Origin of the sequence: Variovorax multivorans (genome assembly GCF_051216835.1) — a bacterium.
Taxonomy (GTDB): Bacteria; Pseudomonadota; Gammaproteobacteria; order Burkholderiales; family Burkholderiaceae_C; genus Variovorax.
This window is the reverse complement of record NZ_JBPJZL010000003.1, coordinates 493,501-520,135: the sequence shown is the minus strand read 5'-3', so window position 1 is coordinate 520,135 and position 26,635 is coordinate 493,501. Positions and strand designations below refer to the sequence as shown.

Below are 26,635 nucleotides of genomic sequence, written 5' to 3'. Positions count from 1 at the left end.
ACGCGCGCAAGACGCGGGTCAAGACCGAAGTCCGGCTACTGCGGGACAACCCGCGCTCAGTCGTACTTCACGGTGTAGATCAGGTCGAGCCCGCTCGTCTGCCCCGCCTGCCCGCGCAGCGTGAGCCGCGTCGTCAGGTCGTAGAAGATGAAGATCGTGCCGAATGTGCCGCCCAGGCTGCGTTCGTAGGTGAGGTAGAAATCTTTAGACAGCCGCTTGCCCAGCGTGACCGCCGACTCGCGCAGGTCGCCGCCACTGCCCGGCCCCTTGAAGCCGAGTTCGTCTAGCCCGAAGCGGCTGGCCAGGCTGCCGCCGCTGCCACTGCCGCCGATCTTGCCGAGCAGCGACAGCGCGGCCTGCTGCAGCAGCGCAGACTCGCCGCCGCTGGTGGCCGAAGCGCGGCCCAGGATCACCCATGACAGCGTTTCGGCATCGGACAGCGCGGGCTCCGAGTACAGCTTTACGCGCGGCGATTGCGCGGTGCCGGTGATCTGCACGCCCGCGCGCTGCGACAGGTTCGGGCGGATCGCCAGGACGTCCAGCGCCGGGTTGTCGAAGGGGCCGTTGAAACGCGCCACGCCGGTTTCCACGTCGAGCTGCTGGCCGTAGGCGCGGTACTGGCCTTTCACGGTCTTCACTTCGCCGGTGATGCGCGGCGGGGCATTCAGCCTCGTGCTGCGGATCTCCAGGTCGCCTTCGAGCCGCGTGGTGATGCCGCGGCCCTGCACCGCGAAGTCGTCGCCAAGGTCGAAGTTGATGACGATGTCCGGCGGCTTGGCGGTCTGCGGCTTGGCGGCCTGCGCGTCGGCCTGGGCGGATTCGCGCTGCGCCGTCTCGGTGGCCTCGCGGTCCTTGGCGGCGGAGCGTACGACGACGTCGCTGCCGAGGCTGGGTGCGGTTTCGTCGGGCAGGATGATGACGGCACGGTCGGTCTTCAACTTGCCGCGCACGTTGAACTGGCCGTTGTCGAGCCGCGCCTGCACATCGCCCGAGAGCGTGACCTGCCGGTCGGTTCGCACCAGCACGCGCAGCGCGCGCAACTGGCCCTGCAGGGCCATGCGGATGCCCGAGGCCGTGCCGCTGGCGGGGCCCCAGCTCAGGTCGCCGCTGGCCGAGAGCGTGCCGCCGTCGCTGCGGGACTCGCTGGCCGAGGTGCTGCGGTTGCCGCTCTGGCCGCCGATGCGCGTGGAGCTGCCGGTGCCGCCCTTGAGCGTGAATTCGGTGATCTCGATGCGCTCGCCGCTGAGCGTGGCGCGCAGGCGGCCGTCGCGCAGGTCCAGCCCTTCGACGGGCGCGCGCAATGCGAGCTTGTCGGCGCCCAGCGTGCCGTTCCAGCGCGGCACGGTGCGGTTGCCCGACAGCGTGGCACTGGCGTCGAGCGTGCCGGCAATGCGCCAGCCCGGCGGCGCGAGCATCGACCACACGCCGAGGTTCGGCAGCGCGGCCTTGATGGTGCCGCCCAGCGGCGCGTCGGGCGCCCACTGCCAGCCGCCGGCGCGCTGCTGCACGCGGGTGTTGATGTCGGCGTCGATCTTGCCGGCGCGTTCGCTGTCCCACGCGAGCACGGCGTGCACCGCGTCGCCTTCGGCATCGAGCCGCAGCTCGGCCTGGCGCAGGCCGGCCGGCGTGCTGGGCGCGTCGCCGTTCCCGGAGGAGGAGTTCATCGTGCGCTCGCTCGCAGTGCCCGTCCCGGTGCTGGTGATGCGAGTGACGAGCGCGGCCTCGCCGGCCTGCACGCGAATGTCGCCGCTCTGCCGCCCGATGCGGGCCTTGGCGCGCAGCGTGTCGCCGGCGTCGATGTCCCAGTCGCCGTTGAACATCAGGTCGCCGCTGATGCCGTATTCGCCGAGCGTGGTGTTGGCGCCGAATGCGCTGGCCCACGCCATCGGCAGGCCCTGCAGCTGGCCCTTCGACTGCACGCGGAACACGCGGTTGGGCACCGCGCCGCTCTGGCTGAAGCGCAGCGGCTGCCAGTCGATGCGCACGGTGCCGGGCACCGGGCCGCGCAAGGTGGCCGCGGCGGCGGAGGCTTCAACGTCGAGGCGGGGCGCGTTGCCACTGGTGGTGCGGATGGTTGCCGTGACCTCGCGGCTCAGCTCCAGCACCCACGGGTCGCCGGGGCGGGCGCTGTCCTGTGCCTGCAGCTTGAGGCTGGCCAGCGCCGCGCGCCACTGGCCGGCGCCCGCGATGCCGCCGCTGGCACGGGTGTCGATGTTGAACTTCTGCGTGCCGGTGGTGGCTTCGCCCTTCAGCGTGAGCGAGGCCTGTGCGAGGCTGCCTTCGAGGTTGGCGCGCAGGTCGCGCAGTTGCACGGCGGTTGTCGTGCCGCCGGGCGTGGCCGAGGGCAGGCTCAGGTCGAGCCGCGGCACGCCGAGCATGGCCTTGAGGCTGGGCTCGGCGCCGCGCTGCGCGGGCGCGTTGGCGTTCTGCAGCCGGCGCTGGATGGTCTGCCAGCCGCCTTGCCAGCTGGCGTCGAGCTTCGCCGAGCCCTTTGCGCTGGCGTTGCCGAACACACCTGACAGCCCCGGCAGGCTTTGCACCCAGCGCTGCACGGTGTCGGCATCGTCGATGCTGACCTTGATGTCGCCACCGCCCGTAGACGGCGCGATGCGGCCATCGACCTGCGCGCTGCCGCCCGGCAGCACGAGGTTGAGCTTGCCGCTTGCCGCCCGCTCGGCCACGCGCACCTGCAGCCGGCCGTCGACGCTGGCGCGCTGGGCCTCGATGCGCAGCGTGCGCAGGTCGAGCACCTGGTCCTTCCACTGGCCCTGGGCCAGCGCGCGGTCGAGCGCGAAGCCAGGCAGGGCCTTGCTACCGGCGCCGCCCTCGGCACGCAGCGCAGCGTCGAAGGTGATGGTGCTTTCCTTCTGCTCGGCCTTGAGCTGCCCGCTGACGGGCGCGCCCGAGAGTTCGCTGTACAGCGCACCGGGCCGCACGCCGCGCACGGTGGCCTGTGCCTGCCAGGGCGACGGTGCGGGGCTCCACTTGCCGGCCGCGTCGATGCGCCCGCCGCCCGCGCGCACTGTGGCTTCGGGAACGGTCCAACTGGTGCCGTCGAAGCCGACCTTGGCCTGCACCTGCTCGAGCGGCAGTTTCTCTTTGTCCCACGGGCCGGGCACGGCGTTGCGGATGTCGGCCGAGGCCTTCCATGCGGTGGGGCCGGTGTCGGCGTCGGGTTGCAGTTCGACCGTGCCGGTGAGCTGCGTCTGGGGCGCGCCGGGCCACAGGCTCGACGCATCGACGTTGCGCAGGTCGGCCTTCGCGTCGATCACCGGCTGGGGCAGCCAGGGCGCGATCTGCGCCTGCAGGCTGGCTTCCATGGGCGCATCGGCGTTCTCTTCGGCCGGCTTCAATTCGGCTGCTACCTGCAGCCGCGCGGCGGTGCCGGCGAGGGTGCCCTTCACGGTGGCGGTGGCGAGCACGTCGATGTTGTGGTCCTCGGCCAGCGGCGCCTTCACGCGGCCGTCGAGCGACGCATCGATGGCCATCGGCGCGGGGCCTTGCAGCTTCACGCGGGTGCTGTAGTGGCCGTCGGCAATGTCCACGCCCTTGACCTCAAGCACATGCTCGGCGGCCTTGTAGCTGTAGCTGCCCGAGAGGTTGAGCGCCTGCAGCACGGGCGGGCCGGCCCAGCGCAGTTCGTCGATGCGGAAGGGCAGCTCGACCTCGATCGGCAGCGCGAGCTGCTCCAGCGGCTCGGTGGGCTTGTCGCTGGGCGGGCCGCGCTTTTCGATGAGCACCTGCTTCGCGTGCACCTCGCCGAGCTGCACCTTGCGTTGCAGCAGCGGCGCGAGTTGCCAGCCGATGGTGGCGTCGTTCACTTCGACGGCGATGCTCTCGCTCTGGTACTTGAGCCAGCCGATGCGGCCGCCGGTGCGCAGCGAGCCGCTCACGTCGCGGCTTTCGAGCGTCTGCCCGGCCGGCAGCCGCTGCGCTGCCTGGGCGAGCGCGAAGGCGAGCGAGGTGTTCGAGCCCAGCCACCACCACGCGCCCGCGACCAGCAGCACCACGGCGAGCAGCAGGCCGGCCACGGTCCAGGCCAGGGCGCGCATTGCCCGGCGCGCGCGCGAGCGGCGGGGGGCGAGGGGCGTTGGCGTGGGGTCTGCGTCGGTCTGCATCGAAAAAAATCAGAAGGTGAAGCCGAGGCGGAAGTGCAGGCGGAATTTCTTCGAGTCCACGCCGTAGGCCAGGTCGGCCTGCACCGGCCCCACGGGGCTGCGCCAGCGCGCGCCCACGCCCACGCCCACCTTGGGCTTGAGCTCGACGGGCTTGTCGGCCACGGCGCCGGCATCGGCGAACACCACGCTCTCCCATTCGGTGAGCTTGCCGTTGTAGACGAAGGGGCGCTGCCACTCCACGCTGGCCACTCCGAGGTAGCGGCCCGCAACGGTCTGGCCGTCGGCGCGCACGGTGCCGATCTGCTTGTAGCTGTAGCCGCGCACGGTGGTGTCGCCGCCGGTCAGGAACATCAGCGTGGACGGGATCTGCGCGCTGTCTTTGGCCGACACCGCGCCAGCCTCCAGGCGCAGCTGCAGGCGGCTGCGGCGCGCGCGTGCTTCCTTGTCGTCCGCGGAGCCTAGCGGCAGCACGCCGAGCCAACGCGCGTAGGTGCGCGTGAAGGGCGTCTGCTCGCCGGTGAGCGTGTAGCCCGCGGCCACTTCGAGCGCAAGGCCGAAGCCGCGCGAGGGCGACGCGTTGTCGTCGAAATAGCGGCCGGTCCAGCCCCAGTTGGCCGTCACGGCAGAGGCCGAGGGCGGTGCGTTGATGCCGCGGTTCTGCGCATAGTCGTACTGCAGGAAGTAGCTGCGGTCGATGTGGTCGCCCGACTTGCTGCGCCCACCTCGCAGGCGTCCGCTGTCGACCACGTAGCTGCCCGATTGCTCGCTCTTCAGTTCGGCGCCCGAGAACCATTGCCAGCCCCGGTCGTCGGGAATCGCCTTCCACTCGGTGCCGAGCGACTTGATGTCGTTGTCGACCGACAGCCGTGAGACGGAGCGCCAGCCCAGCAGCGGAATCTGGTTGTGGATGTGGTCGATCGACAGGCGCGGGCCGTTGTCGGTGGTGAAGCCCACGCCCATCACCACCTTCTGCAGCGGCGCCTCGCGCAGCTGCGCGATCACCGGCGCGGCCAGCGGGTTGCCGCTCTCGGTGTCGAGAGTGAGGAACACCGAGTCGTAGTAGCCGCTGCTGGCCAGGCGCTGCTGGGCATCGAGCAGCTTCTGCTGGTCGTAGTCGGTGCCGCTGGGCAGGCGCGCGATGCGGCGCGCGCCGTCGGGGTCGTAGCGCTGGATGCCGTGCAGCATCAGCGGGCCGAACTTGTAGGCCGGGCCCGACTGGTAGGTGACGCTGAGGCGGGCCTCGCTGCGGTCGGCATCGACTTCGGCGCGGCTGACCTCGATGCTGCCGGTGGGAAAGCGCTTGGCCGTCAGGCTGCGCAGCGCGGTGGTCTTGGCATCGTCCCAGGCCTGCTGGGTGAAGGGCTGGCCGGCGCGCAGGGCCCAGTTGGTGCGGATCGAGTCGCGCTGCGCCTCGGCAGTGGCATCGTTTGCGATGGGGCCGCCGTAGCTGATCTGCACGTTGCTCACCTTGGTGCTCTCGCCGGGCGAGACGGTGATGACGATTTCGCGCGGGGCCTTGGTGCTTTCGGGTGTCTCGTTGAGTTCGAGCGTCAGCGTGGGCGAGAAGTAGCCCATGGTGCCGAGCAGCTCGCGTGCATTGGCTTCGGCGGCCACCATGAGGCGGGAGATTTCCGTGGCGCCGAGGTCATCGAGCTCGCGGTAGCGCTGGATCTCGAGGTGCAGCTTGAGGTAGTCGCGTACGGCCTCGGGGCCGCGCACATCGACGGTGAAGGCGTCGCGCTTGTCGGCCTTTTTCTTGTCGTCGTCCTTGCCGTCGTCAGCGGCGGCAGTGCTGTCGGCGGCACCGCTGCGCACGAGGCCGGCCGCGGGCTTGTTGTCTTCGGGCGCCTCTTTCTTCGGCAGCAGGCTGCAGCCTTGCAAGAGCAGGACGCCGGAAAAAAGCAAAGCCGGCCACCATGCCGGCGAAGAAACTGAAACCACCCTGACCATGGGCGGATTCTGACAGCAAGATTCGCCGGTTCCTGAAGCGTCCGGATACAGATGGCTTCGTCCTACTTGGACAGCATGCGCATCGCGTCTTCGAGGCCTCGCAGGGTCAGGGGGTACATGCGGTTCGACATGAGCTGCTGCATCACCGCGATGCTCTGGCGGTACTGCCACACGCCTTGGGGCTCAGGGTTGATCCACGCGAACTTCGGAAAGGTGTGCGTGAGCCGCTGTATCCACTCTGCGCCGGCCTCTTCGTTGTTGTATTCGACGCTGCCGCCGGGCTGCAGTATTTCGTAGGGGCTCATGGTCGCGTCGCCGACGAAGATGAGCTTGTAGTCCTTGTTGTACTTGCGCAGGATGTCCCAGGTCGCGAACTTCTCGGAGAAGCGGCGCTTGTTGTTCTTCCACATGAAGTCGTACACGCAGTTGTGGAAGTAGAAGAATTCGAGGTGCTTGAACTCGGTCTTCACGGCCGAGAACAGCTCTTCCACGCGCTGGATGTGCTCGTCCATCGTGCCGCCCACGTCCATCAGCAGCAGCACCTTGACGTTGTTGTGGCGCTCGGGCCGCATCTTGATGTCGAGGTAGCCGGCATTGGCCGCGGTCGAGTGGATGGTGTCGTCGAGGTCCAGCTCTTCGTCATGGCCTTCGCGCGCGAACTTGCGCAGCCGGCGCAGCGCAACCTTGATGTTGCGCGTGCCCAGCTCCTGCGTGTCGTCGTAGTCCTTGTAGGCGCGCTGGTCCCACACCTTCACTGCGCTCTTGTTCTTGCCCGCGCCGCCGATGCGGATGCCCTGCGGGTTGTAGCCACCGTTGCCGAAAGGCGAGGTGCCGCCGGTGCCGATCCACTTGCTGCCGCCCTCGTGGCGCTCCTTCTGCTCTTCGAAGCGCTTCTTGAGCGTTTCCATGAGCTCGTCCCAGCCCATCTTTTCGATCTTGGCTTTTTCCTCGGCGGTGAACTCGCGCTCGAGCGTTTTCTTGAGCCAGTCGAGTGGCACTTCCTTCGTGAAGTCGGTCAGCATCTCGACGCCCTTGAAGTAGGCGGCGAAGGCGCGGTCGAACTTGTCGTAGTGCTTCTCGTCCTTCACGAGCGCGGTGCGCGAGAGGTAGTAGAAGTCGTCGATGCCGTAGGCGCCGTCGGAGTTGGGCCCCACCACGTCGGCCTGCAGGGCCTCGAGCAGCGTGAGGTATTCCTTGACCGACACCGGCAGCTTGGCCGAGCGCAGGGTGTAGAAGAAGTCGATGAGCATGGGGTGCTCCTTGTGTTTCAGCCGCGCGGCTTGTCGAGCAGGTACAGCAGCTGGGCCTTCACCTCGGGCCATTCGCCCGCGCGCAGGCTGTACATGACGGTGTCGCGGATGGTGCCGTCGCGGCGCATCACGTGGCCACGGATCACGCCGTCTTTCTTCGCGCCCAGCCGCTCGATGGCACGCTGCGAGGCGAAGTTGAAGTTGTCGGTGCGCCAGCCCACCACGTTGCAGCCGAGTGCGTCGAAGGCGTGTGTGAGCATCAGCAGCTTGCAGGTGGTGTTGACGTGCGTGCGCTGGCAGCGCGCCGCGTACCACGTGTAGCCGATCTCCACGCGCTTCACGCCCGGCAGGATGTCGTGGAAGCTGGTGCTGCCGAGCACCGTGCCGGTGGCCTCGTCGGTCACTGCGAAGGCGAAGCGGTCTGCGGTCTTCAGCGCGGTCTCGATGTAGGCGCGCGTGTCCTGCGGCTCAGGCACTGAGGTGACGCGCAGTTTCCACAACTCGCCATCGGCGGCCGCGGCGCGCAGGCCGTCTTCATGGGCCAGCGACAGCGGCACCAGCGCGATGCCGCGGGCCTTCAGCGTGACGGGTTCGACGAACGCCATTTCAAACTCTCTTGTGTTTTCAGCCTTTGGGATCGCCATACTTGCGCACGTACCAGGCGCGCGCCAGCTGCACCCCGCCACCGCCGCCCAGGCCGATCAGCAGGATCCCGAAGATTTCCTTGTTGCCATAGCCGGCGGCGCCGAAGGCATCGAGCCCCAGCAGCAGCCCGAGCCCGCGGCCGAGCAGCGCACCCAGCACGAACAGCACTGCCTGGGCAATGCCCAGCTTCATCAGTTGCCCGGTGGGATGCGGCGTCTGGCTCATCGGCTCACCCGTCTATCGGTTGTTGCGTTGCATGAAGACGAGCTTCTCGAACAAGGTCACGTCCTGTTCGTTCTTGAGCAGTGCGCCCACCAGCGGCGGCACGGCGACCTTGTCGTCCTTGCTCTGCAGCGCTTCGAGCGGAATGTCTTCGGCCACCAGCAGCTTGAGCCAGTCGAGCAGCTCGGAGGTCGAGGGCTTCTTCTTCAGGCCGGGCAGGTTTCGCACGTCGTAGAAGGTCTTCATCGCGGCCGTGAGCAGCTCTTGCTTCAGGCCAGGGAAGTGCACGGCGACGATGTGCTTCATCGTCTCGGCATCGGGGAACTTGATGTAGTGGAAGAAGCAGCGGCGCAGGAAGGCGTCGGGCAGCTCCTTCTCGTTGTTCGAGGTGATGAACACCACGGGGCGGTGCTTGGCGCGGATGAGTTCGCGCGTCTCGTAGCAGTAGAACTCCATGCGGTCGATTTCGCGCAGCAGGTCGTTCGGGAATTCGATGTCGGCCTTGTCGATCTCGTCGATGAGCAATGCCACCGGCTGGTCGGCCGTGAAGGCCTGCCAGAGCACGCCCTTGATGATGTAGTTCTGGATGTCCTTGACGCGCTCGCCGCCGTCGACGTCTTTCAGTTGCGAGTCGCGCAGGCGGCTCACGGCGTCGTATTCATACAGGCCCTGCTGCGCCTTGGTGGTCGACTTGATGTGCCACTGCAGCAGCGGCAGGCCCAGCGACTGGGCCACTTCCTCGGCCAGCATGGTCTTGCCCGTGCCGGGCTCGCCCTTGACGAGCAGCGGGCGCTTGAGAGTGATGGCCGCATTGACCGCGAGCATCAGGTCTTGCGTGGCGACGTAATTGTCTGAGCCCTGGAATTTCATGAGTGAGATGAGTGAGACGGAGGCTGGGGTGGAGAAAAGAACACACTCGACACGCGTTGTGCAGCCTCAGGGTTGGCCTGCACAGGGTTCCAGGGGACCCCTGCATATAATCGAATGTTGATTCGAAAAACTGTACTCTCCACGAGATTGTGCGCGCAAAATGAACAAGTTGTTGACCACGATGTTTGCCCTTGCTGTCGCTTGCGTGACGGTCTCGGCTGAAGCCCAGCAAGTCACTGGCAAGGCCCAGGACGGAGCAAAGAAGGTTGCGATGTGCGTGGGCTGCCACGGCATCATTGGCTATCAGGCCAGCTTCCCAGAGATCCACAAGGTGCCGATGATCGCCGGCCAGAGCGCCACGTACATCACGGCCGCGCTCACTGCATACAAGGGCGGCGACCGCAAGCATCCCACCATGCGCGCCATTGCCGACACGCTCACCGACCAGGACATCGCCGACCTCGCTGCTTACTACAGCCAACTGGGTCTGAAGGACGGCAGCGCACCGCCCGCCACGCTTGCCAAGGCAACGCCCCCGAACGTCGAGGCACTCGTCACCCGCAACGCCGACAACAACTGCACCAAGTGCCACGGCGCCAACTTCAACACGCCGAACGACGGCACCGTGCCCAAGCTGGCCGGCCAGCATGCCGACTACCTGTTCGTCGCGCTCAAGTCGTACCGCGTGAAGAACAACCCGCACCTCGGCCGCTCGAATGCGGTGATGGGCCAGCAGGTCGAAGACAAGAAGTTCACCAACGCCGAACTCAAGACGCTGGCCAGCTACATTAGCTCGCTGCCCGGCGAACTGAAGACGGTGCCCGAATCGCGCATTCACCACGGCGCCGAATAAGCACTTCGCTCATAACAAAAAAGCCCGCTGCGAGCGGGCTTTTTTGCGTCCGGGATTTCCCTGAGATCAGACGTCGAAGAAGGCAGTCTCGTCAGTACCCTGCATGCGGATGTCGAAGCGATACGTCACCGCACCGCCTTGCTCCACGCGCTCTGCGATCAGCGTGTGGCGGCGATCGGCCGGCACGCTCTGCAGCACTGCGTCCTTCGCGTTGGCTTCGGCTTCGTCGCTGAAGTACACGCGCGTGAACGCATGCAGCAGCAGGCCGCGCATCAGCACGATCACGTTGATGTGCGGTGCTTCACCGGGCGATTCGGCGCCGGGCTTCACGGTGTGGAACACGAAGCGGTTGCCTTCGGCGGTGCCTGTGCCGACGCGGCCGAAGGCACGAAAGCCGATGGCGCGCGCCTCGTCGGGCGTCTGCGGGTAGCGGCCTTCGCCATCGGGCTGGCTGATCTCGACCAGCGCGTCGTTGATCGGGTTGCCGTCGCCGTCGATCACCCGGCCTTCGAGGCGGATGCGCTGGCCTGCGGCCTTGTCGAGCGCCAGCACGGCGTCGAAGGGCTGGTCGAAGTCGTAGCCGTATTGCGTGGCGGTGAGGCCGTAGGCGAAGTAGGGGCCCACGGTTTGCGAGGGGGTCTGGCCGAAGTCGGCTTCCTGTGCGGTCATCAACATGGTGTGTGTCTCCTGGCTCAGCGGTTCTCGAAAGGCGTTTCGTCTGCGCCGCGCAGCACGATGTCGAACTGGTAGCCCAGTGCGTAGCCCTCTTCGGTGATGTCGAGGCTGAAGTCGGCGATGAGCCGGTTGCGGTAGCGCTCGGGCGTGCCGGTGATCATCGGGTCGTACTGCATCAGCGGGTCGCCGGGGAAGTACATCTGCGTGACCAGGCGGCTCGCGAAGCTCTGGCCGAACAGCGACAGGTGGATGTGCTGCGGGCGCCATGCGTTCGGGTGGTTGCCCCAGGGGTAGGCGCCGGGCTTGATGGTGAGAAAGCGGTAGCGACCTTCGCTGTCGGTCAGGCAGCGGCCCGCGCCCAGGAAGTTGGGGTCCAGCGGCGCGTCGTGCTGGTCGACCTTGTGCACGTAGCGGCCGGCGGCGTTGGCCTGCCACAGCTCGACCAGCGTGTTGGCCACCGGGCGGCGGCGATCGTCGAGCACCCGGCCGGTGAGGATCATGCGTTCGCCCAGCGGCTCGCCGTTGCGGCGCGCGTTGCGCGTGAGGTCGTTGTCGAACTCGCCGATGCTGTCGTGGCCGTACACCGGCTGCTGCAATTCGCCGAGCGAGGCCTTCAGCGGAATCAGCGGCTTCTGCGGGCCGCGCTTCACGGTGGACTTGTAGCCGGGATACACGTAGCTGGGGTGGGCTTCCCAGTCGCGCGGGGTGAGGATGGGCGAGGGGCCCTTGGTCTTGGTCAACATGTACGTTGTCTCCTGTCGTGGGACGAATCCGGAAGCCGCCACTTTAGAAGCGCCATCCGATGATGTAAATTGAAGATTGCTCCGTTTTCAATAACCAGAAGGCATTGAAAGACCGCGTGAAAGACTCCGCCGATCTTCGCCAGGACTTCGTGCGCAACGTGCAGTTGCGGCACCTGCGCTGCCTCGTTGCCGTGGCGCAGGAGCGCCACCTCGCGCGCGCGGCCGAACGGCTGGCGTTGAGCCAGCCGGCCGTGTCGAAGACGCTCTCCGAGCTGGAGGCGATCGTCGGCACGCGGCTGGTCGAGCGCAGCAAGGCCGGCCGGCGCGGCGTGCAAGGCCTCACGGCCGCCGGCGAGCAACTGCTCGCGCACGCGCTGCGCGTGCTCGAAGCGCTCGATGCCAGCGCGCAGGCCGTGGCGCCGGCGGCGGGCGGGCGCATCGAGCGGCTACGCATCGGCGCGCTGCCGAGCGTGGCGCCGGCCCTGCTGCCGGTGGCGCTGGCACGGCTGCGCGACAGCCGGCCCTCGGTGCAGATCGTGGTGAAGAGCGCCGCCAACCCCACGCTGCTCGACGAGCTGCGCGCCGGCGAGCTCGACCTGGTGGTCGGCCGCATGAGCGATCCGCGCCTGATGGGCGGCCTGAGCTTCGAGCTGCTGTACACCGAGCCGCTGGTGTTCGCCGTGCGCGCGGGCCATCCGCTGGCGCTGAAGGCGGCGTCGGTGCAGGCGGTGCTGGCCTATCCGCTGGTGGTGTACGGCGAGGGCACGATCCCGCGCCACAACACCGAGAGCTTCCTGTCGGCGCGCGGCCTCGTGCTGCCGGCCAATGCATTGCAGACGCTCGACGTGGCGGTGGCACGCGCGCTGGTGGCGGTGTCCGATGCGGTATGGATCACGCCGCTGGGCGCCGCGCGCGGCGAGCTGGCGGACGGGCGCCTCGCGCGGTTGCGCATCGAGACCGTCGGCACCGAGGAGCCGGTCGGGCTGCTCCAGCGCAGCGATGCAGAGCCTTCGGCGCTGCGCGGCGCCATGGCAGCGCTGCTGCGCGAGGCCGCGAAGCAGCAGGGCGCGGTGCCGCAGCGGCCCCGGAAAACCTCTCGTGGCTAACTGACTAGTCTTTCGTGGCCCTGCGCTGCACGCAGGCCACGTAGCCCTCGCCATCCGGCGGCCGGCCCGCGCGCTGGCTCTCCCACATCATCTGGCCCAGGCAGTCCATCGCCTCGTGATGCGCATGAAGCAGCGAGCCGCGGCGCGCGGCCAGCAGCTCGACGGCCTGGCGGATGCCGCGCGGCTGGTCGATGGAGCACTGCTCGCTGATCGACAGATGCATCGACAGATGAAGGAACGGGTTCTCGCGCCCGTTCGATCCGTCGTAGACACGCGCCACTGCCGCGTCGGCATCGACAAGGTCCTCGTGGTACTCGGGGTGTTCGTCGATCCAGCCGGCCGCGATGGTCTCTAGCGCTTCCATCGGCAGGCCCTGGCGGTGCTTGGCGTACACGTCGCAGAAGAAGCGGCGCACGTCTTCCTGGGAGGGGTTGAACATATATAGATAGAGCAGAAGAAAAAGAGGGATGGGAGCCGTGTGTGGGGGCCGTGTTTGCGAGCCGTTTCGCAGGCGGCTTCGGGAGCTTGGGATGTGTCGGATGTTCCGGGTACAGGGCGTTACATCGTTACGTAACGAATCGCCAAATGACCTTCTTACGAGCTGTTTCCACACCCCGGTGGAAACCCCCGCTTAAAGAAAAATTTCCATACAAATCAACAGGTTGCATTGCTCTGAACCGCTTTGGCATGGGGCGCAAAAAAAGCGGCACGCTAGTTGCCCCTTAGTAGGCATCTTTTGTCACAGAGGCTGCCATGACCGCTCAACAAGCATCGACCAATTCGACCGAAGGACTTGCCGCCGCTGGCGTCGCTCCTGTGGTCATTGCCCAGGCCACCGTCACTCCGCTGGGCGCTCCTGCCTCGCTGGGTTCGGCGGCGCCCGCCGCAGCTGCTGGCCCGTCCAGCATCGGCACATTATCGAATGCCACGCCGGGTGTCGCAGTGATGCGCGACGGTGTCAGCATTCCCGTCGATGGCAATCAGACGCTGATGGCCGGCGACCGCGTGATCGTTCCGCAGGACGGCCACGCCAATGTTCTCTTCCCCGGATCGGCCACCAACAAGGCCCCGCTGGCTGGTGTGTTCACCGGCGGCACCGACGCCACCATCGGCTCGACCAAGCTGCCGGGCGGCCTCGAACAAGTGAATGTGGATGTCGCCTCGGGCGACCTGCAAGTGACCCCGCCGGACAGCGACGCAGATGCCGCTGCCCTGGCCGTGACCAAGAAGCTCGCTGCCGGCAGCGGCATCGGGCTGGGTGAATTCGCACTCGGCGCCCTGGGCGCCGCAGCGCTTGGCGCCGCCCTCAGCGGCGGTGGCGGCGGCAGCGACAGCGTTGTTCCGCTGCTCGTCGGTTCGGGCAATCCGACCACGCCCACCACGCCGGGCGACTCCGACGCGGATGCCGACTCGGATGCAGATGCCGACGCCGACGCGGATGCGGACGGTGATGCAGACGCTGATGCCGATGCCGATGCCGATGCCGATGCCGACGCTGACGCCGATGCCGACGCCGACGCCGACGCCGACGCCGATGCCGATGCCGATGCCGATGCCGATGCCGATGCCGATGCCGATGCCGACGCCGACGCTGATGCCGACGCTGATGCTGATGCTGATGCTGATGCTGATGCCGACGCTGATGCTGATGCTGATGCCGATGCCGATGCCGATGCCGATGCCGATGCCGACGCCGATGCAGACGCAGATGCAGATGCAGATGCAGACGCAGACGCAGACGCAGACCACCTCCTCGATCCAGGCGACGGCGCCGTCGGTCACATCACCGACAGCCTCGGCAATGCGCTCGGCCTTGGCGACTCGCTCACGCCGGTCAACAACGTGGTCGACGGCCTGACCGACACGCTCGACGACGTGCTGGCTCCGCTGCTCGGCAGCGAGTTCACGCCGAACGATCCCAACCAGTTCGACCCCATCGACAACACCGTCGGCAGCGTGACCGGCCTGCTGGGCGACTCCCTGAGCCCCACGCTCGACAACCTGCTGGGCGAGGGCGCCACGACCGCCATCCTCGGCACGGTGCTGGGCCAGGTCGATTACCTGACCGACGCGCTGGACAACGGCCTGACCAACCTGATCGGTGACCACGGCATCATCAGCGGCCTGACCGACGCCCTCGGCCTCGGCGGCCTCACCGACCAGCTGGTGGGCGACGACGGCCTGCTGGGCGGCGTGCTCGGCAACGTGCTCGGCGACGGCAGCCTGGTGTCAGGCCTGCTGGCTGACGATGGCCTTGTCGGCGGTCTGCTCGGTGAAGACGGCCTCGTCGGCGGCCTGCTGGCCGAAGACGGCGCCGTGGGCGGCCTGCTGGGCAATGTGCTGGGCAGCGACGGTCTCGTGGGCGGCCTGCTCGGCGACGGCGCGGTGGGCAGCCTGACCGGCGGCCTGCTCGGCGACGAGGGCCTGCTGGGTGGCCTGCTCGGCGACGGCAGCGCACTGGGCGGCATTCTGGGCGACGACGGCCTCGTAGGCGGCCTGCTCGGCGGCGACGGCGCCCTCTCGGGCCTGCTCGGCAGCAGCGGCCTCACTGGCGAACTGCTGGGCCATGGCGGCCTGGTCGACAGCCTGCTCGGCCAGGACGGCGCGATCTCCGGCCTCATCTCTGACAGCCCGCTGGGCGGCCTGCTCGGCGGCGAAGGCGGGCTCCTGGGCGGCGCGCTCGACGGCCTGCTTGCAGACGACGGCCTGGTAGGCGGCTTGCTGGGTGACGATGGCCTCGTCGGCGGTCTGCTCGGTGGCGATGGCCTCCTGGGTGGCGTGCTGGGCGGCGACGGCCTGCTGGGCGGTGTGCTCGGCGACGACGGCCTGCTCGGTGGCGTGCTGGGTGACGACGGTCTGGTGGGTGGCCTGCTCGGTGGCGATGGCCTTCTGGGTGGCGTGCTGGGCGATGACGGTCTGGTCGGCGGCCTGCTGGGCGGCGACGGCATCGTGGGCGGCCTGCTCGGTGACGACGGTCTGGTGGGTGGTCTGCTGGGCGACGATGGCCTGCTGGGCGGTGTGCTCGGCGGCGACGGCCTCGCTGGCGGCCTGCTCGGGCCGGATGGCCTGGTTGGCGGCCTGCTTGGCGAAGACGGTCCGGTCGGTGGCCTGCTGGGTGAAGACGGCCTGCTTGGCGGTCTGCTCGGCGATGTGCTGGGTGGCATCGGCGGTGGCGGCACCCCCGGCACCGGCGCCGCGCTGCTCGACCCGGCCGACGGCGTGCTCGGCAACCTGGCCGACGGCCTGAACACCGGCCTGCTGGGCGGGCTCGGCCTGGGCAACGTACTCGGGCCGGTGGTCGGCGTCGCGGACGGCCTGACCGACACGGTCGACGGCCTGCTGGGCCCGGTGCTCGGCACCAGCTTCACGGAGAACGACCCCAACGTGCTCGACCCGGTCGACGGCCTCGTTGGCCAGGTGGCAAGCGGTGCCTCCGGCCTGCTGAGCCCGCTGACAGATCAACTGCTCGGCGCGAACACGACGGCCGCGCTGCTGAACGGTGTCACGGCTCAAGTCGACTACCTGACGGACGGTGTGGCCAACCTGCTGGGGGGCGATGGCCTGCTCGGCGGGGTGCTGGGTGACGACGGCCTGCTTGGCGGCGTCCTCGGCGGCGATGGCGGCCTGCTCGGCGGTGTCCTGGGTGACGACGGCTTGCTGGGCGGTCTGCTCGGTGGCGACGGCGGCCTCCTCGGCGGTGTCCTGGGCGACGACGGCCTGCTGGGTGGCGTACTCGGCGGTGACGGTGGCCTCCTCGGCGGTGTCCTGGGTGACGACGGCCTGCTGGGCGGCGTGCTCGGCGGCGACGGTGGTCTCCTCGGTGGTGTTCTGGGTGACGACGGCCTGCTGGGCGGTGTACTCGGCGGCGACGGTGGCCTCCTCGGCGGTGTCCTGGGTGACGACGGCCTGCTGGGCGGTGTACTCGGCGGCGACGGCGGACTCCTCGGCGGTGTCCTGGGCGATGACGGTCTGCTGGGTGGTGTGCTCGGCGGCGACGGTGGTCTCCTCGGCGGTGTCCTGGGTGACGACGGCCTGCTGGGTGGCGTACTCGGCGGTGTGACCGGTGGCGACGGCGGCCTGCTCGGCGGCATCCTCGGTGACGACGGCCTGCTGGGCGGCGTGCTCGGCGACGTGACCGGTGGCGACGGCGGTCTGCTCGGCGGCATCCTCGGTGACGATGGCCTGCTGGGTGGCGTGCTCGGCGGTGTGACCGGTGGCGACGGCGGCCTGCTCGGCGGCATCCTCGGTGACGATGGCCTGCTGGGCGGCGTACTCGGCGGTGTGACCGGCGGCGACGGCGGCCTGCTCGGCGGCATCCTCGGTGACGACGGCCTGCTGGGTGGCGTACTCGGCGGTGTGACCGGCGGCGACGGCGGCCTGCTCGGCGGCATCCTCGGTGACGACGGGCTGCTGGGTGGTGTACTCGGCGGTGTGACCGGTGGCGACGGCGGTCTGCTCGGCGGCATCCTCGGTGACGACGGCCTGCTGGGTGGCGTGCTCGGCGGTGTGACCGGTGGCGATGGCGGCCTGCTCGGCGGCATCCTCGGTGACGATGGCCTGCTGGGCGGCGTACTCGGCGGTGTGACCGGCGGCGACACCGGCGGCCTCCTCGGCGGCATCCTGGGCGACGACGGCCTGGTTGGCGGTCTGCTCGGCGGTGTGACCGGCGGCGACGCTGGCGGCCTCCTCGGCGGCGTCCTTGGCAGCGACGGCCTGGTTGGCGGTCTGCTCAGCGGCGTGACCGGCGGCGACGCTGGTGGCCTCCTCGGCGGCGTCCTTGGCAGCGACGGCCTGGTTGGTGGTCTGCTCGGCACCGTGACCGGTGGCGACGCCGGAGGCCTGCTCGACGGCGTGCTCGGTAACGACGGTCTCGTCGGCGGCCTGCTCGGCAGCGACGGCCTCGTCGGCAGCCTCCTGGGTCAGGACGGTCTGGTGGGCGGCCTGCTCGGCGGCCTGACCGGTGCCGACAGCCCGGTGGCCAACATCCTGCAGCCGGTGACCTCGGTCGCCAGCGGCCTGACCGACACCGTGTCCCCGATCGTCTCGAACGCGACGAGCGCGGTGCACGACGTGACGGCCCCGGTGACCGACATCCTGGCCGGTGCCACGACGGCGGCCGCTCCGGTGGCAGACGCTGTCAGCACCGTGGTGAACGGTGTCGAACATGCAGTCACCCCGCTGGTGACCGATGTCGTGACCCCGATCACCAGCCTGGTCGAACACGCCGCATCGCCCGTGACGAACATCCTTCACGGTCTGCTGGGCTGATCACTAAAAGACAAAGAAGGAAGAGGGGCGAGGGAGCTAGTAGCTGCTGCAGCACCAGGGACAGGCCACCACCGGCCTGTCCCGCGAAAGGACCGATATGAAAAAGAATTTCCAGACACTGACCATCGTCGCGCTCGGCGCAGTCCTCGTGGGCTGCGCGGCCCCGAAGACCGGCCGTGACGATGCAACGTATTACTACTCGAACAAGGCCGCCACCGCGGTGCCGAAGGTGGAGCCGGCACCGCCGCCGCCGCCGCAGAACGGACCCGTCGGCGTGCCGAAGATCGTCTACTTCGACTTCGACAAATACAACATCAGGCCGGGCGATCGCAACATCGTCGAGGCGCATGCGAGCTTCCTGCGCAACCGGCCGGCGAGCCGGGTCGTGATCGAAGGCCACACCGACCAGCGCGGCGGCCGCGAGTACAACCTCGCGCTCGGCCAGCGCCGTGCCGACTCGGTACAGCGCGCGCTCACGCAACTCGGCGTACCCGCCGAGCGCGTCGAAGCCATCAGCTGGGGCCTGGAAAAACCCGCGTCGCTCGAAACCACCGAGGAGGGCTATCAGCTCAATCGCCGAGCCGAATTCAGCTACCGCTGAACCGGATCACCGCGATGACTTCGACGACGGCGGTTTCCGGCCCACGCACACGTCATCAAAGCGAGAGCAGATGACGGGCGCGGCCGGTCTCCCGCATTCGTCCGGAGCCGAATGATGTCCTTCCCAGACCAGCTCCACGCCTGCCACGAACGCCTGGTGTCGGTGTGCGCGGCGCTGCCTGCCCCGTACCCGGCATTCACGCTGTTCTTCTCCGTGAGCGATGGCTCGCAGCGCGCACATGTCGTGCACGCGCGGGCCGCCGATTTCGAGACCGCCTGGCGCGAAGGCGCCGAGCATGCCGAGCGCTGGGTGCGCGAGCGCGGCATCGTGTCGCCGTGGCTGCGCATCGACTGGGTCGAGGGCGCGAGCCCGATGGACTGGGCCCAGTTCAAGACACAGCTCACTGCCGTCAAGCGCAACTACTTCCGCCTGGGCCTGGCCTTCGACAAAGACTTTGCGCTGGCCTTCACCGAGCAGGAGCTCAACGCCAACGCCATGCTGTGCGGCGATTCGACCATTCCGCATTCGGTGGTGAACGCGCGCAACTTCGAGGTCTACGGCCAGGCGCGTTTCCAGAGTTCGCCGCCGCTGGACATGCCCTCGGACCAGCCGGTCTACCTGCTCGCCACGGTGGGCGTGTTCTGCCAGCCCGACGGCGTGGTGCACAAGCTGGTGGGCACGGGGCTCGACGCGGGCCGCCGGCAGTTGCCGGCACTCAACCCGCAGTCGGTGCTCGACCTCGTGCGCAGCGGCTCGTCGTACCTGGCGCGCCAGGTGCAGAGCGACGGCCTCTTCGTGTACGGCTACTTTCCGTGCTTCGACCGCCGCATTCCGACCTACGACGCGATGCGCCATGCGAGCGCGCTCTACGCAATGATCGAAGCGTGGGAGCTCACGCGCGACGAAACGCTGCGCGCGGCCATCGACCGCTCGCTCGACCATCTCACGAGCTCGCTGATCCGCGACTACACGCTGGTGGACGGGCGCGCGGTGGCGTTCCTGGTCGACACCGGCGGCGAGATCAAGCTCGGCGGCAACGCAGCCTGCGTGCTCGCGCTGGTGAAGTACTGCGAGCTGACGGACACGCGCCGCTGGCTGCCGCTGCTGGAAAAGCTCGCGCTCGGCATCGCGTCGCTGCAAGACCCGGCCACCGGCCGCTTCAACCACGTGCTGCATGCCGCCGACCTCACGGTCAAGCAGGCCTCGCGCATCATTTACTACGACGGCGAAGCGGCCTACGGCCTCATGCGCCTGTATGCGCTCACGCGCGACCCGCAATGGCTGGCCGTGGTCGAGAAGGCCTTCGACCATTTCATCTCCAGCCAGCACTGGCAGGCGCACGACCACTGGCTCAGCTGCTGCGTGTACGAACTCACGCACTGGAGCCCGCAGGAGAAGTACTTTCGCTTCGGCCTGCAGAACGTGGCGGGGTATCTGGACTTCGTGCTCGACCGGAAGACCACCTTCCCGACGCTGCTCGAACTCATGCTGGCCGCGCAGCAGATGCTCCAGCGCCTCGAGGGCATGCCCGCGATGCGGCACCTGCTCGACGAGCTCGACGTCGAAAAGTTTTACCGCGCGCTCGACTACCGCGCGCACTATTTGCTCAACGGCTTCTTCTGGCCCGAGATGGCGATGTATTTCCGGCGGCCATCGACCGTCGTCGGTTCGTTCTTCATCCGCCATCACTCGTTCCGCGTGCGCATCGACGACGTCGAGCAATACGTGTCGGGCTTCGTCGCCTATCACCGCTACCTGGTGGAGCGGCGCGCCTCGCCCGGCGCGGCCGGCACGGGCGGCGGCAGCAGCACCGGCGTGGGCGGCGCGCGCGACGACGGCGCCGTCTGGACCGCGAGCGAGATGGCACGCGTGACCGGCGGCGAATGGGTCGTCAAGCCCGAGGACGGATGGCGCGCCACCGGCGTGGCGCAGCGCTCTTTCATGCGCAAGGGCCGCGTGGTGTTCGACCACCAGACACGTCCGTCGAAGACACCGCTGGCGGCCGTCACGCTCAAGGGCGTGCTTCAGCCGGCTGCAGCCGTGCTGTGCACCGACCCCAAGCCGCACCTCGACAAGCGCGTGCCCGTGCTCAAGGTGCCGAACGTGCTGCAGGCCGTGCTGGAGCTGGGCGACCATGCGCGCGCCGAGTTCACCGGCCGCGTGTGCGGCGTGCTCGGCAGCGCCGCGACGAACGGCGCGGCAAGCGGCACTGTTGCCGCCATGCTGGCCGGTGCACTCACCGTGTGGGGCGAGGTCGGCCAGCCCGAGGGCAACGTCAGCCTGCCATCGGGCATTGCCTGGAACATGACCTGCATGCCGCGGCATGCGGCCTACTGGGTGCTGGAGATGGGCACCTCGCACATGCCGGCGTCGGCGCAGCTGGTGCGGCCTTCGCTGGTGGTGGTGACGGGGCTGTCGGCCGCATCGCAGAAACACCGCGGCCCGTCGGAGGCCGCAGCGCGGCTCGACAGCCGGATCTTCCAGGCCATGGCGCCGGGCGACAGCGTGGTGCTCAACCGCGACATGCCCGAGTTCGCGACCTTCGCCGAAGCGGCGATGGCGCAGCAGCTGCAGATCGTGACCTGCGGCGAGCACAAGGACGCCGACGTGCGCCTGCTCGCCTTCGACCACGGCGAAGTGCAGGCGATGGTGGCGGGCGAGCCCTTTCAGCTGCGGCTCAATGCGCCGGGGCGCCACATGGGCGCGAGCGCCATCGCTGCGCTCGCGGCCCTGCAGGCCATGCGCCTGCCGCTGGCGGCCGCGGTCGAGCCCTTCGCGCACTTCGAGCCGCCGGGCGGGCGCGGTGCGCTGCACACCATTCACATCGGCGGCGGCAGCTTCAAGCTGATCGACGAGACCTACGACGCCAACCCGAGTTCGATGCGTGCGGCGCTGGAGCTGCTGTCGCAGGCGCCCTGCGAGCCGTCGCGCCGCGTGGCGATCCTGGGCGACATGCAGGAGCTCGGCCCCGCCGCGCAACGCCACCACCTCGACCTCGAAGCCGAGCTGCTGGCCTCCCAACCCGACCGCGTGCTGCTGTGCGGCCCGCTGATGCGGGCACTGCACACACGCATCCGCACCAAGGTGCGCTCGCACTGGTTCGTCGACGTGTCCGATCTGTCGACCGCGCTCGGCAGCCTGCTGCAGCCAGGCGACTGGGTGCTGGCGAAGAGTTCAGCGGGCGTCGGCCTGTCCCGGTTGGCCCGGGTTTTGAAAGCACTGCCATGAGATGGAACGTACTCGCGAACTCGCCCTTCGAACATGAGGCGCCGCTGCGTCGGCAGCCGTTGCGCCGGTGGTGGCTGGGCTGGCTGCAACTGCTGTGCGCATGGGTGCTTTGCATGCTGCTGTGCGCCAACATCGCATTGGTGTTCGCAGAGGGTTTGCCCCAATCAAACAGGGAGGCCAAAGCAGGGAGTCCGGCCGGTTGCGCGGTTAAGGGAAGCGCCGCGCACCGGAGCCGGTTCATGGGAGGCGAAAGCTGTCGTGTTGATGTGCACGGCGAGTGAATTTTTGCCTTGTAACAGCCGGGTAACAGTTGATAATGACGCAGGCGTCATTGCACGACGGATCGGCTCTTTCCCATGATCAAGTTCCTCTTGCCCAGTCAGTTGGTTGCCGACACGCCAGACGAACCTGGCGCCAGTCCCTATGCGGGCGCTTTGAACGCCGCATTCCGAGCGGCCTACCCGCTCGTGAAGAGCGCGGCGTGGCGCTCGCTGCCCATCAGCCTGTTCGGGCTGCTGCCTTCGATCTTTCTGCTGCAGGTGTATGACCGCGTGCTCTCGCGCAGCGGCACCTCGACGCTCGCTGCGCTGGTCAGCGGCATCCTGTTTTTCCTGTGCATCGAGTTCTGGCTGCGTACGCGCCGCTCGCGCCTGCTGCGCAACGCGGGCGCGATCATCGACCACGGTGTTTCTGGCGCGCTGCTGAACTCGATGCTGGGCCGCCCGCTGCGCGCGCTCGAAGCACGGCCTGCTTCTGTGTGGCACCTGTACTTCCGCGACGTGGCCTCGGTGCGCGGCACCGTCACCGGCGGGCTCGCACAATCGATCTTCGACCTGCCGATGGCCATCTTCGCGCTCATCGTCATCGGCATCGTCGCGCTGCCGGTGCTGCCGGTCGTGGCGCTGTTCCTGGCCATCATGTCTTTCCTCGCGTGGTGGTGGGCCGACGAAGTGCGCTCCGGCCGCGTCGAGGAAGTGCAGCGCGGCCGCGGCCTGGAGCGCGTCACGGCCGAGATCTGCAACGCGCGCGAAACCCTCAAGGCCCAGGCCAACGACGCGCCAACCATCGAGATGTGGCGCAAGACCTACAACTCATGGCTCACCGAGAGCTTCAGCAAGAACGGCCAGATCGAAACCGCGCGCGACGGCACCACCGTGCTGCTCACCGTGTTCTCCGTCGTCGTGGTGACCGTGGGCGCGGTCTCGGTGATGGAGCAGTGGATGACGGTGGGCGGTCTCGTCGCCTCGAACATGCTGGCGCTGAAGGCGCTGCAGCCGGTGGCGGGGCTGGTGTCGAACTGGCGCTCGCTGGCTACCGCCAAGGAAGCCGCCAAGCGGCTCGAAACCGTGCTGCGCGAACCGGTCGAGAAGCCGCCCACGGGCATGACGCTGCCGCAACCGCTGGGCCGCATCACCCTGAAGGACGTGAGCTTCAGCTTCACCGAAACCGCGCAGCAGCCGGTGCTGGAAAACGTCGACCTCGACATCGGCCCGGGCGGGCTCCACGTGATCGTCGGGCGCAACGGCGCGGGCAAGTCCACGCTGGTGAAGCTGCTGTCGGGCCTGTACACGCCCACGCGCGGCATCGTCAGCATCGGCGAGTACGACCTTTCTCAGTTCGGCCGCGAAGAGCTGTCGCACTGGATCAGCTATCTCTCGCAGGAGGTCTACTGGTTCGGCGGCTCGCTCATCGACGTGATGCGCCGCACGGCCCCGGGCCAGAGCGACGAGCAGATCGTTGCGGCCTGCAAGCTCTCGGGCGCGCACGACTTCATCTCGCGGCTGCCCGACGGCTACCGCACCATGGTCGGCGAAGGCGGCACCGGCGTGTCGGTGGGCGAGCGGCGCAAGCTGGCGCTGGCCATGAGCTTCCTGCGCAAGCCCTCGGTGCTGGTGCTCGACGAGCCCAGCAACGACCTCGACTTTCAAAGCGAGCGCAACCTGCTCGCTACGCTGCTCGCGGTGGCCAAGGTGCGCACCGTGGTGGTGGTCACGCATTCGCTGCGCATCGTCTCCGCCGCCAGCGTGGTCTACCACGTCACGGGGCTGGGCAATGTGGAGCAGGGCACGGCCGCAGTGATGGTGCCGAAGCTGTTCGGCGTGAAGAAGCCGCTGGTCGCGCTGGGCGATGCGGAAGACGGTGCAGCGGGGGCCACGGCCTCCCGCTCGATGGCGTGATACGCGAATGACGAGTGACCGGGGACGCGACTTGAAATCAGATTTGCCGCAGATTCTTCAGGACGAGAACGACAAGCGCGCGGCCCAGACCTCGCCGCAGGGGCGGCGGCGCCAGTGGATCATCGGCGGCGCGATCGGCGTGCTGGCCCTGGTGGGCCTCGGCTTCCCGATGGAAACCGTGGTGGTCGCGCCGGGCCGCGTGATTCCTTCGGACCGCGTCAAGTCGATCCAGCACTTGGAAGGCGGCATCGTCAGCAACGTGCTGGTGAAGGAAGGCGATAAGGTCAAGCAGGGCCAGTCGCTGGTCGAGATCGACCTTGGCGGCAGCGGCCTCAATCTCGAAGAGCTCACGGCCCGCTATGCCGCCACGCAGGCCACCCGCGTGCGCCTCATGGCCGAGAGCCGCGGCCAGCCGCTCAAGCGCGAATCTTTTGCCACCGACATCGACGAAGCCGTGTTCGAAGGCGAGACCGGCGCCTACCAGGCGCGCGCGCTCGAACAGCGCGGCGTGATGGCCGGCGCCGTGTCGGGCCTGGAGCAGGCGCGCAGCAAGCAGCTGGAGCAGCAGGCCAAGGTCAAGGGCCTGAGCGACCGGCTGGTGCTGGCGCAGAAGGAACTCGAAATCTCCGAGCAACTGCTCAGCGAGAAGCTGGTCGGCCAGGTCGAGGTGCTGGAGAAGCGGCGCCAGGCCGAGAGCGCGCGCAGCGAACTCGCGGTGGCGCGCCAGGGCGTGATTTCCGCCAACGCTTCCATTACCGAGGCGCAGGCCAAGATGGCCGAGGCCGAAGGGCGCTTTCGCCGCCGCGCGTCGGACGAGCTGGCCACGGTCGAGCGCCAGTTCGCGAGCCTGAGCGAAGACCTGGCGCGCGCCCGCACCCAGCGCTCGCGCACGGTGGTGAAGGCGCCGTCGGACGGCATCGTCAAGGGCCTGCGCAACTCCAGCCCCGGCTGGGTGGTGAAGCCCGGCGAGTCGATTCTCGAAGTGGTGCCCGACGAGGACGAGATCATGGTCGAGGCGCGGCTCAACCCCAACGACCGCGGCTTCATCGAAGTGGGCCAGCAGGCGCGCGTGAAGATCACCGCCTACGACTACCTGCGCTACGGCGCGGTCGACGGCAAGGTCAAGCTGGTGGCGGCCGACGCCGACCGCGACCCCGCCATCTCCAGCGGCGCGCCGTACTACCGGCTGCTCATCAGCATGTCGCAGTCCCATGTGGGGCGCGACGAGAACCGCATCACCGCCGGCATGGAGTCCGAAGTGGACTTGCGTGTGGGCACCGACCCGTTCATCTGGTACATCCTGCGACCTGTGCTCAAGCTGCGGCGCGAAGCCTTCCGCGAACCATGAAGTACCGCAAACCGGTCGACCTGCGCCGCATGGGCTCCGGCGCTGTCTGCGCGGCGTTGTGCGCGAGCTTCGCGCTGCCGCCCGCTGCCTTTGCGCAGGAGCAGCAACAACAGCAGCAGGAGGCGGGTGCCACGCTCATGCTCGCACGCCGCCTGTCCCCGCCGTCGCTCGGCGCCGCGAACTACACCCAGCAGGTGAAGCAGGCGCTGATCGCGCTGTCGCAGGAATACCCCGAGGTGCAGACGGCGCAGGCTGCAGCCAACACCAGCAGCTACAGCGTGGACGCGGCCAAGCAGGCGCGCTACCCGCGCTTCAAGCTCGGTACTTCGTCCGGCAACTACAACAGCGGCGCGGAAAACGCCAAGACGCAGAGCTACACCGTGCTCACCGCCGAGGCGCGCGTGAGCCTGATCGACGGTGGCGCCATGAGCGCCGCGCAGCGCGCCGCCGAAGCGGGCAACCAGGCGGACGACGAAGCCGTCATCACCACCTCGCAGAAGGTGGTGCTGGATGCGCTCACCGCCTACCTGCAGGTGCAGCGCTTCGACCTCAAGAAGCAGATTGCGCACAAGGCCACCGAGGTTGTAGCCGAAATCTCCAAGGCCGAGGCCCGCCGCGTGGCGCTGGGCGTGAGCGGCGACAACGACCTGAACATGGCGGCCTCGCGGCGCGCGCTGGTGGCCGCGCGCGAGTCCGACTTCGAGGCGCAGCGCGACGAGGCGCTCGCCAAGTTCCGCAACTACTTCAAGTTCTCGCCCAATGCCGAGTCGCTGCCCGTGCTCGCTGCACCGGCGCAATGGCGCATCGGCTCGCAGGAAGAAGCGCTGCGCCGCGCAGAGTCGCGCAGCACCGAGATCGCCGAGGCGCAGGGCCGCATCGACCGCGCCAAGGCGCTGGCCGACCAGCAGGACGCGAGCCTCTATCCGACGATCGACGCCGTGCTTGTGAAGAGCAAAGACCCGCGCGGCGTGTCGCCGCAAGACCCGACGCGCGCGGCCTTCGAGCTCAACTGGAACTTCGGCAACGGCTTCGACCGGCAGCTGCGCCTGAAGTCGGCACTGGCCGAAGTCGCGAACCAGGAAGCCAAGCTCGAAGGCGTGAAGCTCAACCTGTTCGAGCTCACGTCGGCATCGTGGTCGCGCACCGTCTCCGGCCGCGAGCGCGAGAAGCAGCTGATGGAAGCCGTCAGCACCGCCGGCCAGGCCTTCCGTGGTCGCCGCCGCCTGATGGAGTTCGGTCGCGAGACCCTGCCCAAGGTGCTCGACGCGCAACTCGACTACTACACGCTGCTGTTCGACTACGTCGACGGCGTGTTCGACCTGCGCATCTCCGAGCTGCGCCTGGCGCGAACCACCGGCGAACTGCGCATCGACCCGGTGGGCACCAACGGCTGGATCGACCGCCTCTTCGGCGCGCCCAGCCGCCAGGTGCTGACGGAAGACGGCCTGCTGGCAAAGCTCTGTATCTCGAGCAACACGGCCTGCGCGAGCGAGCCGGTGGCCGAGCGCAGCGTGGACGCGGCTGGAGCGAACCCACCGCTGCGCAGGACCCCGCGCCTTTCGACGCCCTGAGGCCGGCTGT

At 68.4% G+C, this 26,635-nt stretch carries 18 protein-coding genes; 9 read left to right on the top strand and 9 right to left on the bottom strand.

Features of this window, described 5'->3' with window-relative positions:
* Nucleotides 1-56 precede the first annotated feature (56 nt).
* The 6 genes from ACSFCA_RS09510 to ACSFCA_RS09485 form a co-directional block, all read right to left on the bottom strand.
* Nucleotides 57-4,118, bottom strand: coding sequence for a translocation/assembly module TamB domain-containing protein (locus ACSFCA_RS09510; protein WP_435459151.1), 4,062 nt, complete (start codon nucleotides 4,116-4,118; stop codon nucleotides 57-59).
* 9 nt (nucleotides 4,119-4,127) lie between these two features.
* Entirely contained in the window at nucleotides 4,128-6,068 is a 1,941-nt protein-coding gene (locus ACSFCA_RS09505; protein ID WP_435459152.1) for an autotransporter assembly complex protein TamA, read from the bottom strand.
* Nucleotides 6,069-6,130: 62 nt separating this feature from the next.
* Entirely contained in the window at nucleotides 6,131-7,318 is a 1,188-nt protein-coding gene (locus tag ACSFCA_RS09500; RefSeq protein WP_093057530.1) for a vWA domain-containing protein, read from the bottom strand.
* Between the two features lie 17 nt (nucleotides 7,319-7,335).
* Nucleotides 7,336-7,923 carry a GNAT family N-acetyltransferase gene (locus ACSFCA_RS09495; RefSeq protein WP_435459153.1) on the bottom strand — a complete coding sequence of 196 codons (588 nt, stop codon included), beginning with the start codon at nucleotides 7,921-7,923 and terminating at the stop codon, nucleotides 7,336-7,338.
* Between the two features lie 19 nt (nucleotides 7,924-7,942).
* Entirely contained in the window at nucleotides 7,943-8,188 is a 246-nt protein-coding gene (locus tag ACSFCA_RS09490; RefSeq protein ID WP_093057533.1) for a hypothetical protein, read from the bottom strand.
* Between the two features lie 12 nt (nucleotides 8,189-8,200).
* Nucleotides 8,201-9,055 carry an AAA family ATPase gene (locus ACSFCA_RS09485; RefSeq protein ID WP_093057534.1) on the bottom strand — a complete coding sequence of 285 codons (855 nt, stop codon included), beginning with the start codon at nucleotides 9,053-9,055 and terminating at the stop codon, nucleotides 8,201-8,203.
* Between the two features lie 160 nt (nucleotides 9,056-9,215).
* Between ACSFCA_RS09485 and ACSFCA_RS09480 the strand changes: the two genes are divergently transcribed.
* Complete coding sequence (locus ACSFCA_RS09480; protein ID WP_258352946.1) at nucleotides 9,216-9,908, top strand: c-type cytochrome; 693 nt, start codon at nucleotides 9,216-9,218, stop codon at nucleotides 9,906-9,908.
* Between the two features lie 66 nt (nucleotides 9,909-9,974).
* Here ACSFCA_RS09480 and pcaG read toward each other — a convergent pair whose 3' ends face one another.
* Both pcaG and pcaH read right to left on the bottom strand, forming a co-directional pair.
* A complete protein-coding gene (gene pcaG, locus ACSFCA_RS09475; protein ID WP_435459154.1) occupies nucleotides 9,975-10,583 on the bottom strand; it encodes a protocatechuate 3,4-dioxygenase subunit alpha in 609 nt (202 codons plus the stop codon).
* Between the two features lie 17 nt (nucleotides 10,584-10,600).
* Nucleotides 10,601-11,326, bottom strand: coding sequence for a protocatechuate 3,4-dioxygenase subunit beta (gene pcaH, locus ACSFCA_RS09470; protein ID WP_435459155.1), 726 nt, complete (start codon nucleotides 11,324-11,326; stop codon nucleotides 10,601-10,603).
* Nucleotides 11,327-11,442: 116 nt separating this feature from the next.
* Between pcaH and ACSFCA_RS09465 the strand changes: the two genes are divergently transcribed.
* Nucleotides 11,443-12,432 (top strand): LysR substrate-binding domain-containing protein, encoded by a 990-nt coding sequence (locus tag ACSFCA_RS09465; RefSeq protein WP_258352949.1) that lies wholly within the window; start codon nucleotides 11,443-11,445, stop codon nucleotides 12,430-12,432.
* A 4-nt stretch (nucleotides 12,433-12,436) separates the two neighbouring features.
* On the opposite strand, the gene ACSFCA_RS09460 is transcribed toward ACSFCA_RS09465, so the two are convergent.
* Nucleotides 12,437-12,871 carry a DUF1841 family protein gene (locus ACSFCA_RS09460; RefSeq protein ID WP_093057539.1) on the bottom strand — a complete coding sequence of 145 codons (435 nt, stop codon included), beginning with the start codon at nucleotides 12,869-12,871 and terminating at the stop codon, nucleotides 12,437-12,439.
* Between the two features lie 314 nt (nucleotides 12,872-13,185).
* On the opposite strand from ACSFCA_RS09460, the gene ACSFCA_RS09455 reads away from it, so the two are divergent.
* The 7 genes from ACSFCA_RS09455 to ACSFCA_RS09425 all read left to right on the top strand — a co-directional run bounded on the left by ACSFCA_RS09455 (nucleotide 13,186) and on the right by ACSFCA_RS09425 (nucleotide 26,625).
* Nucleotides 13,186-17,700, top strand: coding sequence for a hypothetical protein (locus tag ACSFCA_RS09455; RefSeq protein ID WP_435459156.1), 4,515 nt, complete (start codon nucleotides 13,186-13,188; stop codon nucleotides 17,698-17,700).
* 97 nt (nucleotides 17,701-17,797) lie between these two features.
* Nucleotides 17,798-18,301 (top strand): peptidoglycan-associated lipoprotein Pal, encoded by a 504-nt coding sequence (pal, locus tag ACSFCA_RS09450; protein WP_258352951.1) that lies wholly within the window; start codon nucleotides 17,798-17,800, stop codon nucleotides 18,299-18,301.
* Between the two features lie 111 nt (nucleotides 18,302-18,412).
* The gene (locus ACSFCA_RS09445; protein WP_435459157.1) at nucleotides 18,413-21,529 is read left to right on the top strand and encodes a glutamate ligase domain-containing protein; all 3,117 of its coding nucleotides are present in this window, start codon (nucleotides 18,413-18,415) and stop codon (nucleotides 21,527-21,529) included.
* Nucleotides 21,526-21,810, top strand: coding sequence for a hypothetical protein (locus tag ACSFCA_RS09440; RefSeq protein ID WP_435459158.1), 285 nt, complete (start codon nucleotides 21,526-21,528; stop codon nucleotides 21,808-21,810). Before ACSFCA_RS09445 ends, ACSFCA_RS09440 begins: the two co-directional genes overlap by 4 nt.
* Before the next feature lie 75 nt (nucleotides 21,811-21,885).
* Nucleotides 21,886-23,706 carry a peptidase domain-containing ABC transporter gene (locus tag ACSFCA_RS09435; RefSeq protein WP_258352953.1) on the top strand — a complete coding sequence of 607 codons (1,821 nt, stop codon included), beginning with the start codon at nucleotides 21,886-21,888 and terminating at the stop codon, nucleotides 23,704-23,706.
* 31 nt (nucleotides 23,707-23,737) lie between these two features.
* Nucleotides 23,738-25,054 carry an HlyD family type I secretion periplasmic adaptor subunit gene (locus tag ACSFCA_RS09430; protein WP_258352954.1) on the top strand — a complete coding sequence of 439 codons (1,317 nt, stop codon included), beginning with the start codon at nucleotides 23,738-23,740 and terminating at the stop codon, nucleotides 25,052-25,054.
* The gene (locus ACSFCA_RS09425) at nucleotides 25,051-26,625 is read left to right on the top strand and encodes a TolC family protein (RefSeq protein WP_435459159.1); all 1,575 of its coding nucleotides are present in this window, start codon (nucleotides 25,051-25,053) and stop codon (nucleotides 26,623-26,625) included. The genes ACSFCA_RS09430 and ACSFCA_RS09425 overlap by 4 nt, the downstream gene beginning before the upstream one ends.
* Nucleotides 26,626-26,635 lie beyond the last annotated feature (10 nt).

Coding starts and splice junctions, on each gene's coding strand:
- ACSFCA_RS09455 (WP_435459156.1), top strand. CDS start 13,186: ATGACCGCTCAACAAGCATCGACCAATTCGACCGAAGGACTTGCCGCC.
- ACSFCA_RS09505 (WP_435459152.1), bottom strand. CDS start 6,068: ATGGTCAGGGTGGTTTCAGTTTCTTCGCCGGCATGGTGGCCGGCTTTG.
- ACSFCA_RS09440 (WP_435459158.1), top strand. CDS start 21,526: ATGAGATGGAACGTACTCGCGAACTCGCCCTTCGAACATGAGGCGCCG.
- ACSFCA_RS09500 (WP_093057530.1), bottom strand. CDS start 7,318: ATGCTCATCGACTTCTTCTACACCCTGCGCTCGGCCAAGCTGCCGGTG.
- ACSFCA_RS09445 (WP_435459157.1), top strand. CDS start 18,413: ATGATGTCCTTCCCAGACCAGCTCCACGCCTGCCACGAACGCCTGGTG.
- pcaH (WP_435459155.1), bottom strand. CDS start 11,326: ATGTTGACCAAGACCAAGGGCCCCTCGCCCATCCTCACCCCGCGCGAC.
- ACSFCA_RS09460 (WP_093057539.1), bottom strand. CDS start 12,871: ATGTTCAACCCCTCCCAGGAAGACGTGCGCCGCTTCTTCTGCGACGTG.
- ACSFCA_RS09485 (WP_093057534.1), bottom strand. CDS start 9,055: ATGAAATTCCAGGGCTCAGACAATTACGTCGCCACGCAAGACCTGATG.
- ACSFCA_RS09510 (WP_435459151.1), bottom strand. CDS start 4,118: ATGCAGACCGACGCAGACCCCACGCCAACGCCCCTCGCCCCCCGCCGC.
- pcaG (WP_435459154.1), bottom strand. CDS start 10,583: ATGTTGATGACCGCACAGGAAGCCGACTTCGGCCAGACCCCCTCGCAA.
- ACSFCA_RS09490 (WP_093057533.1), bottom strand. CDS start 8,188: ATGAGCCAGACGCCGCATCCCACCGGGCAACTGATGAAGCTGGGCATT.
- ACSFCA_RS09480 (WP_258352946.1), top strand. CDS start 9,216: ATGAACAAGTTGTTGACCACGATGTTTGCCCTTGCTGTCGCTTGCGTG.
- ACSFCA_RS09435 (WP_258352953.1), top strand. CDS start 21,886: ATGATCAAGTTCCTCTTGCCCAGTCAGTTGGTTGCCGACACGCCAGAC.
- ACSFCA_RS09425 (WP_435459159.1), top strand. CDS start 25,051: ATGAAGTACCGCAAACCGGTCGACCTGCGCCGCATGGGCTCCGGCGCT.
- ACSFCA_RS09495 (WP_435459153.1), bottom strand. CDS start 7,923: ATGGCGTTCGTCGAACCCGTCACGCTGAAGGCCCGCGGCATCGCGCTG.
- pal (WP_258352951.1), top strand. CDS start 17,798: ATGAAAAAGAATTTCCAGACACTGACCATCGTCGCGCTCGGCGCAGTC.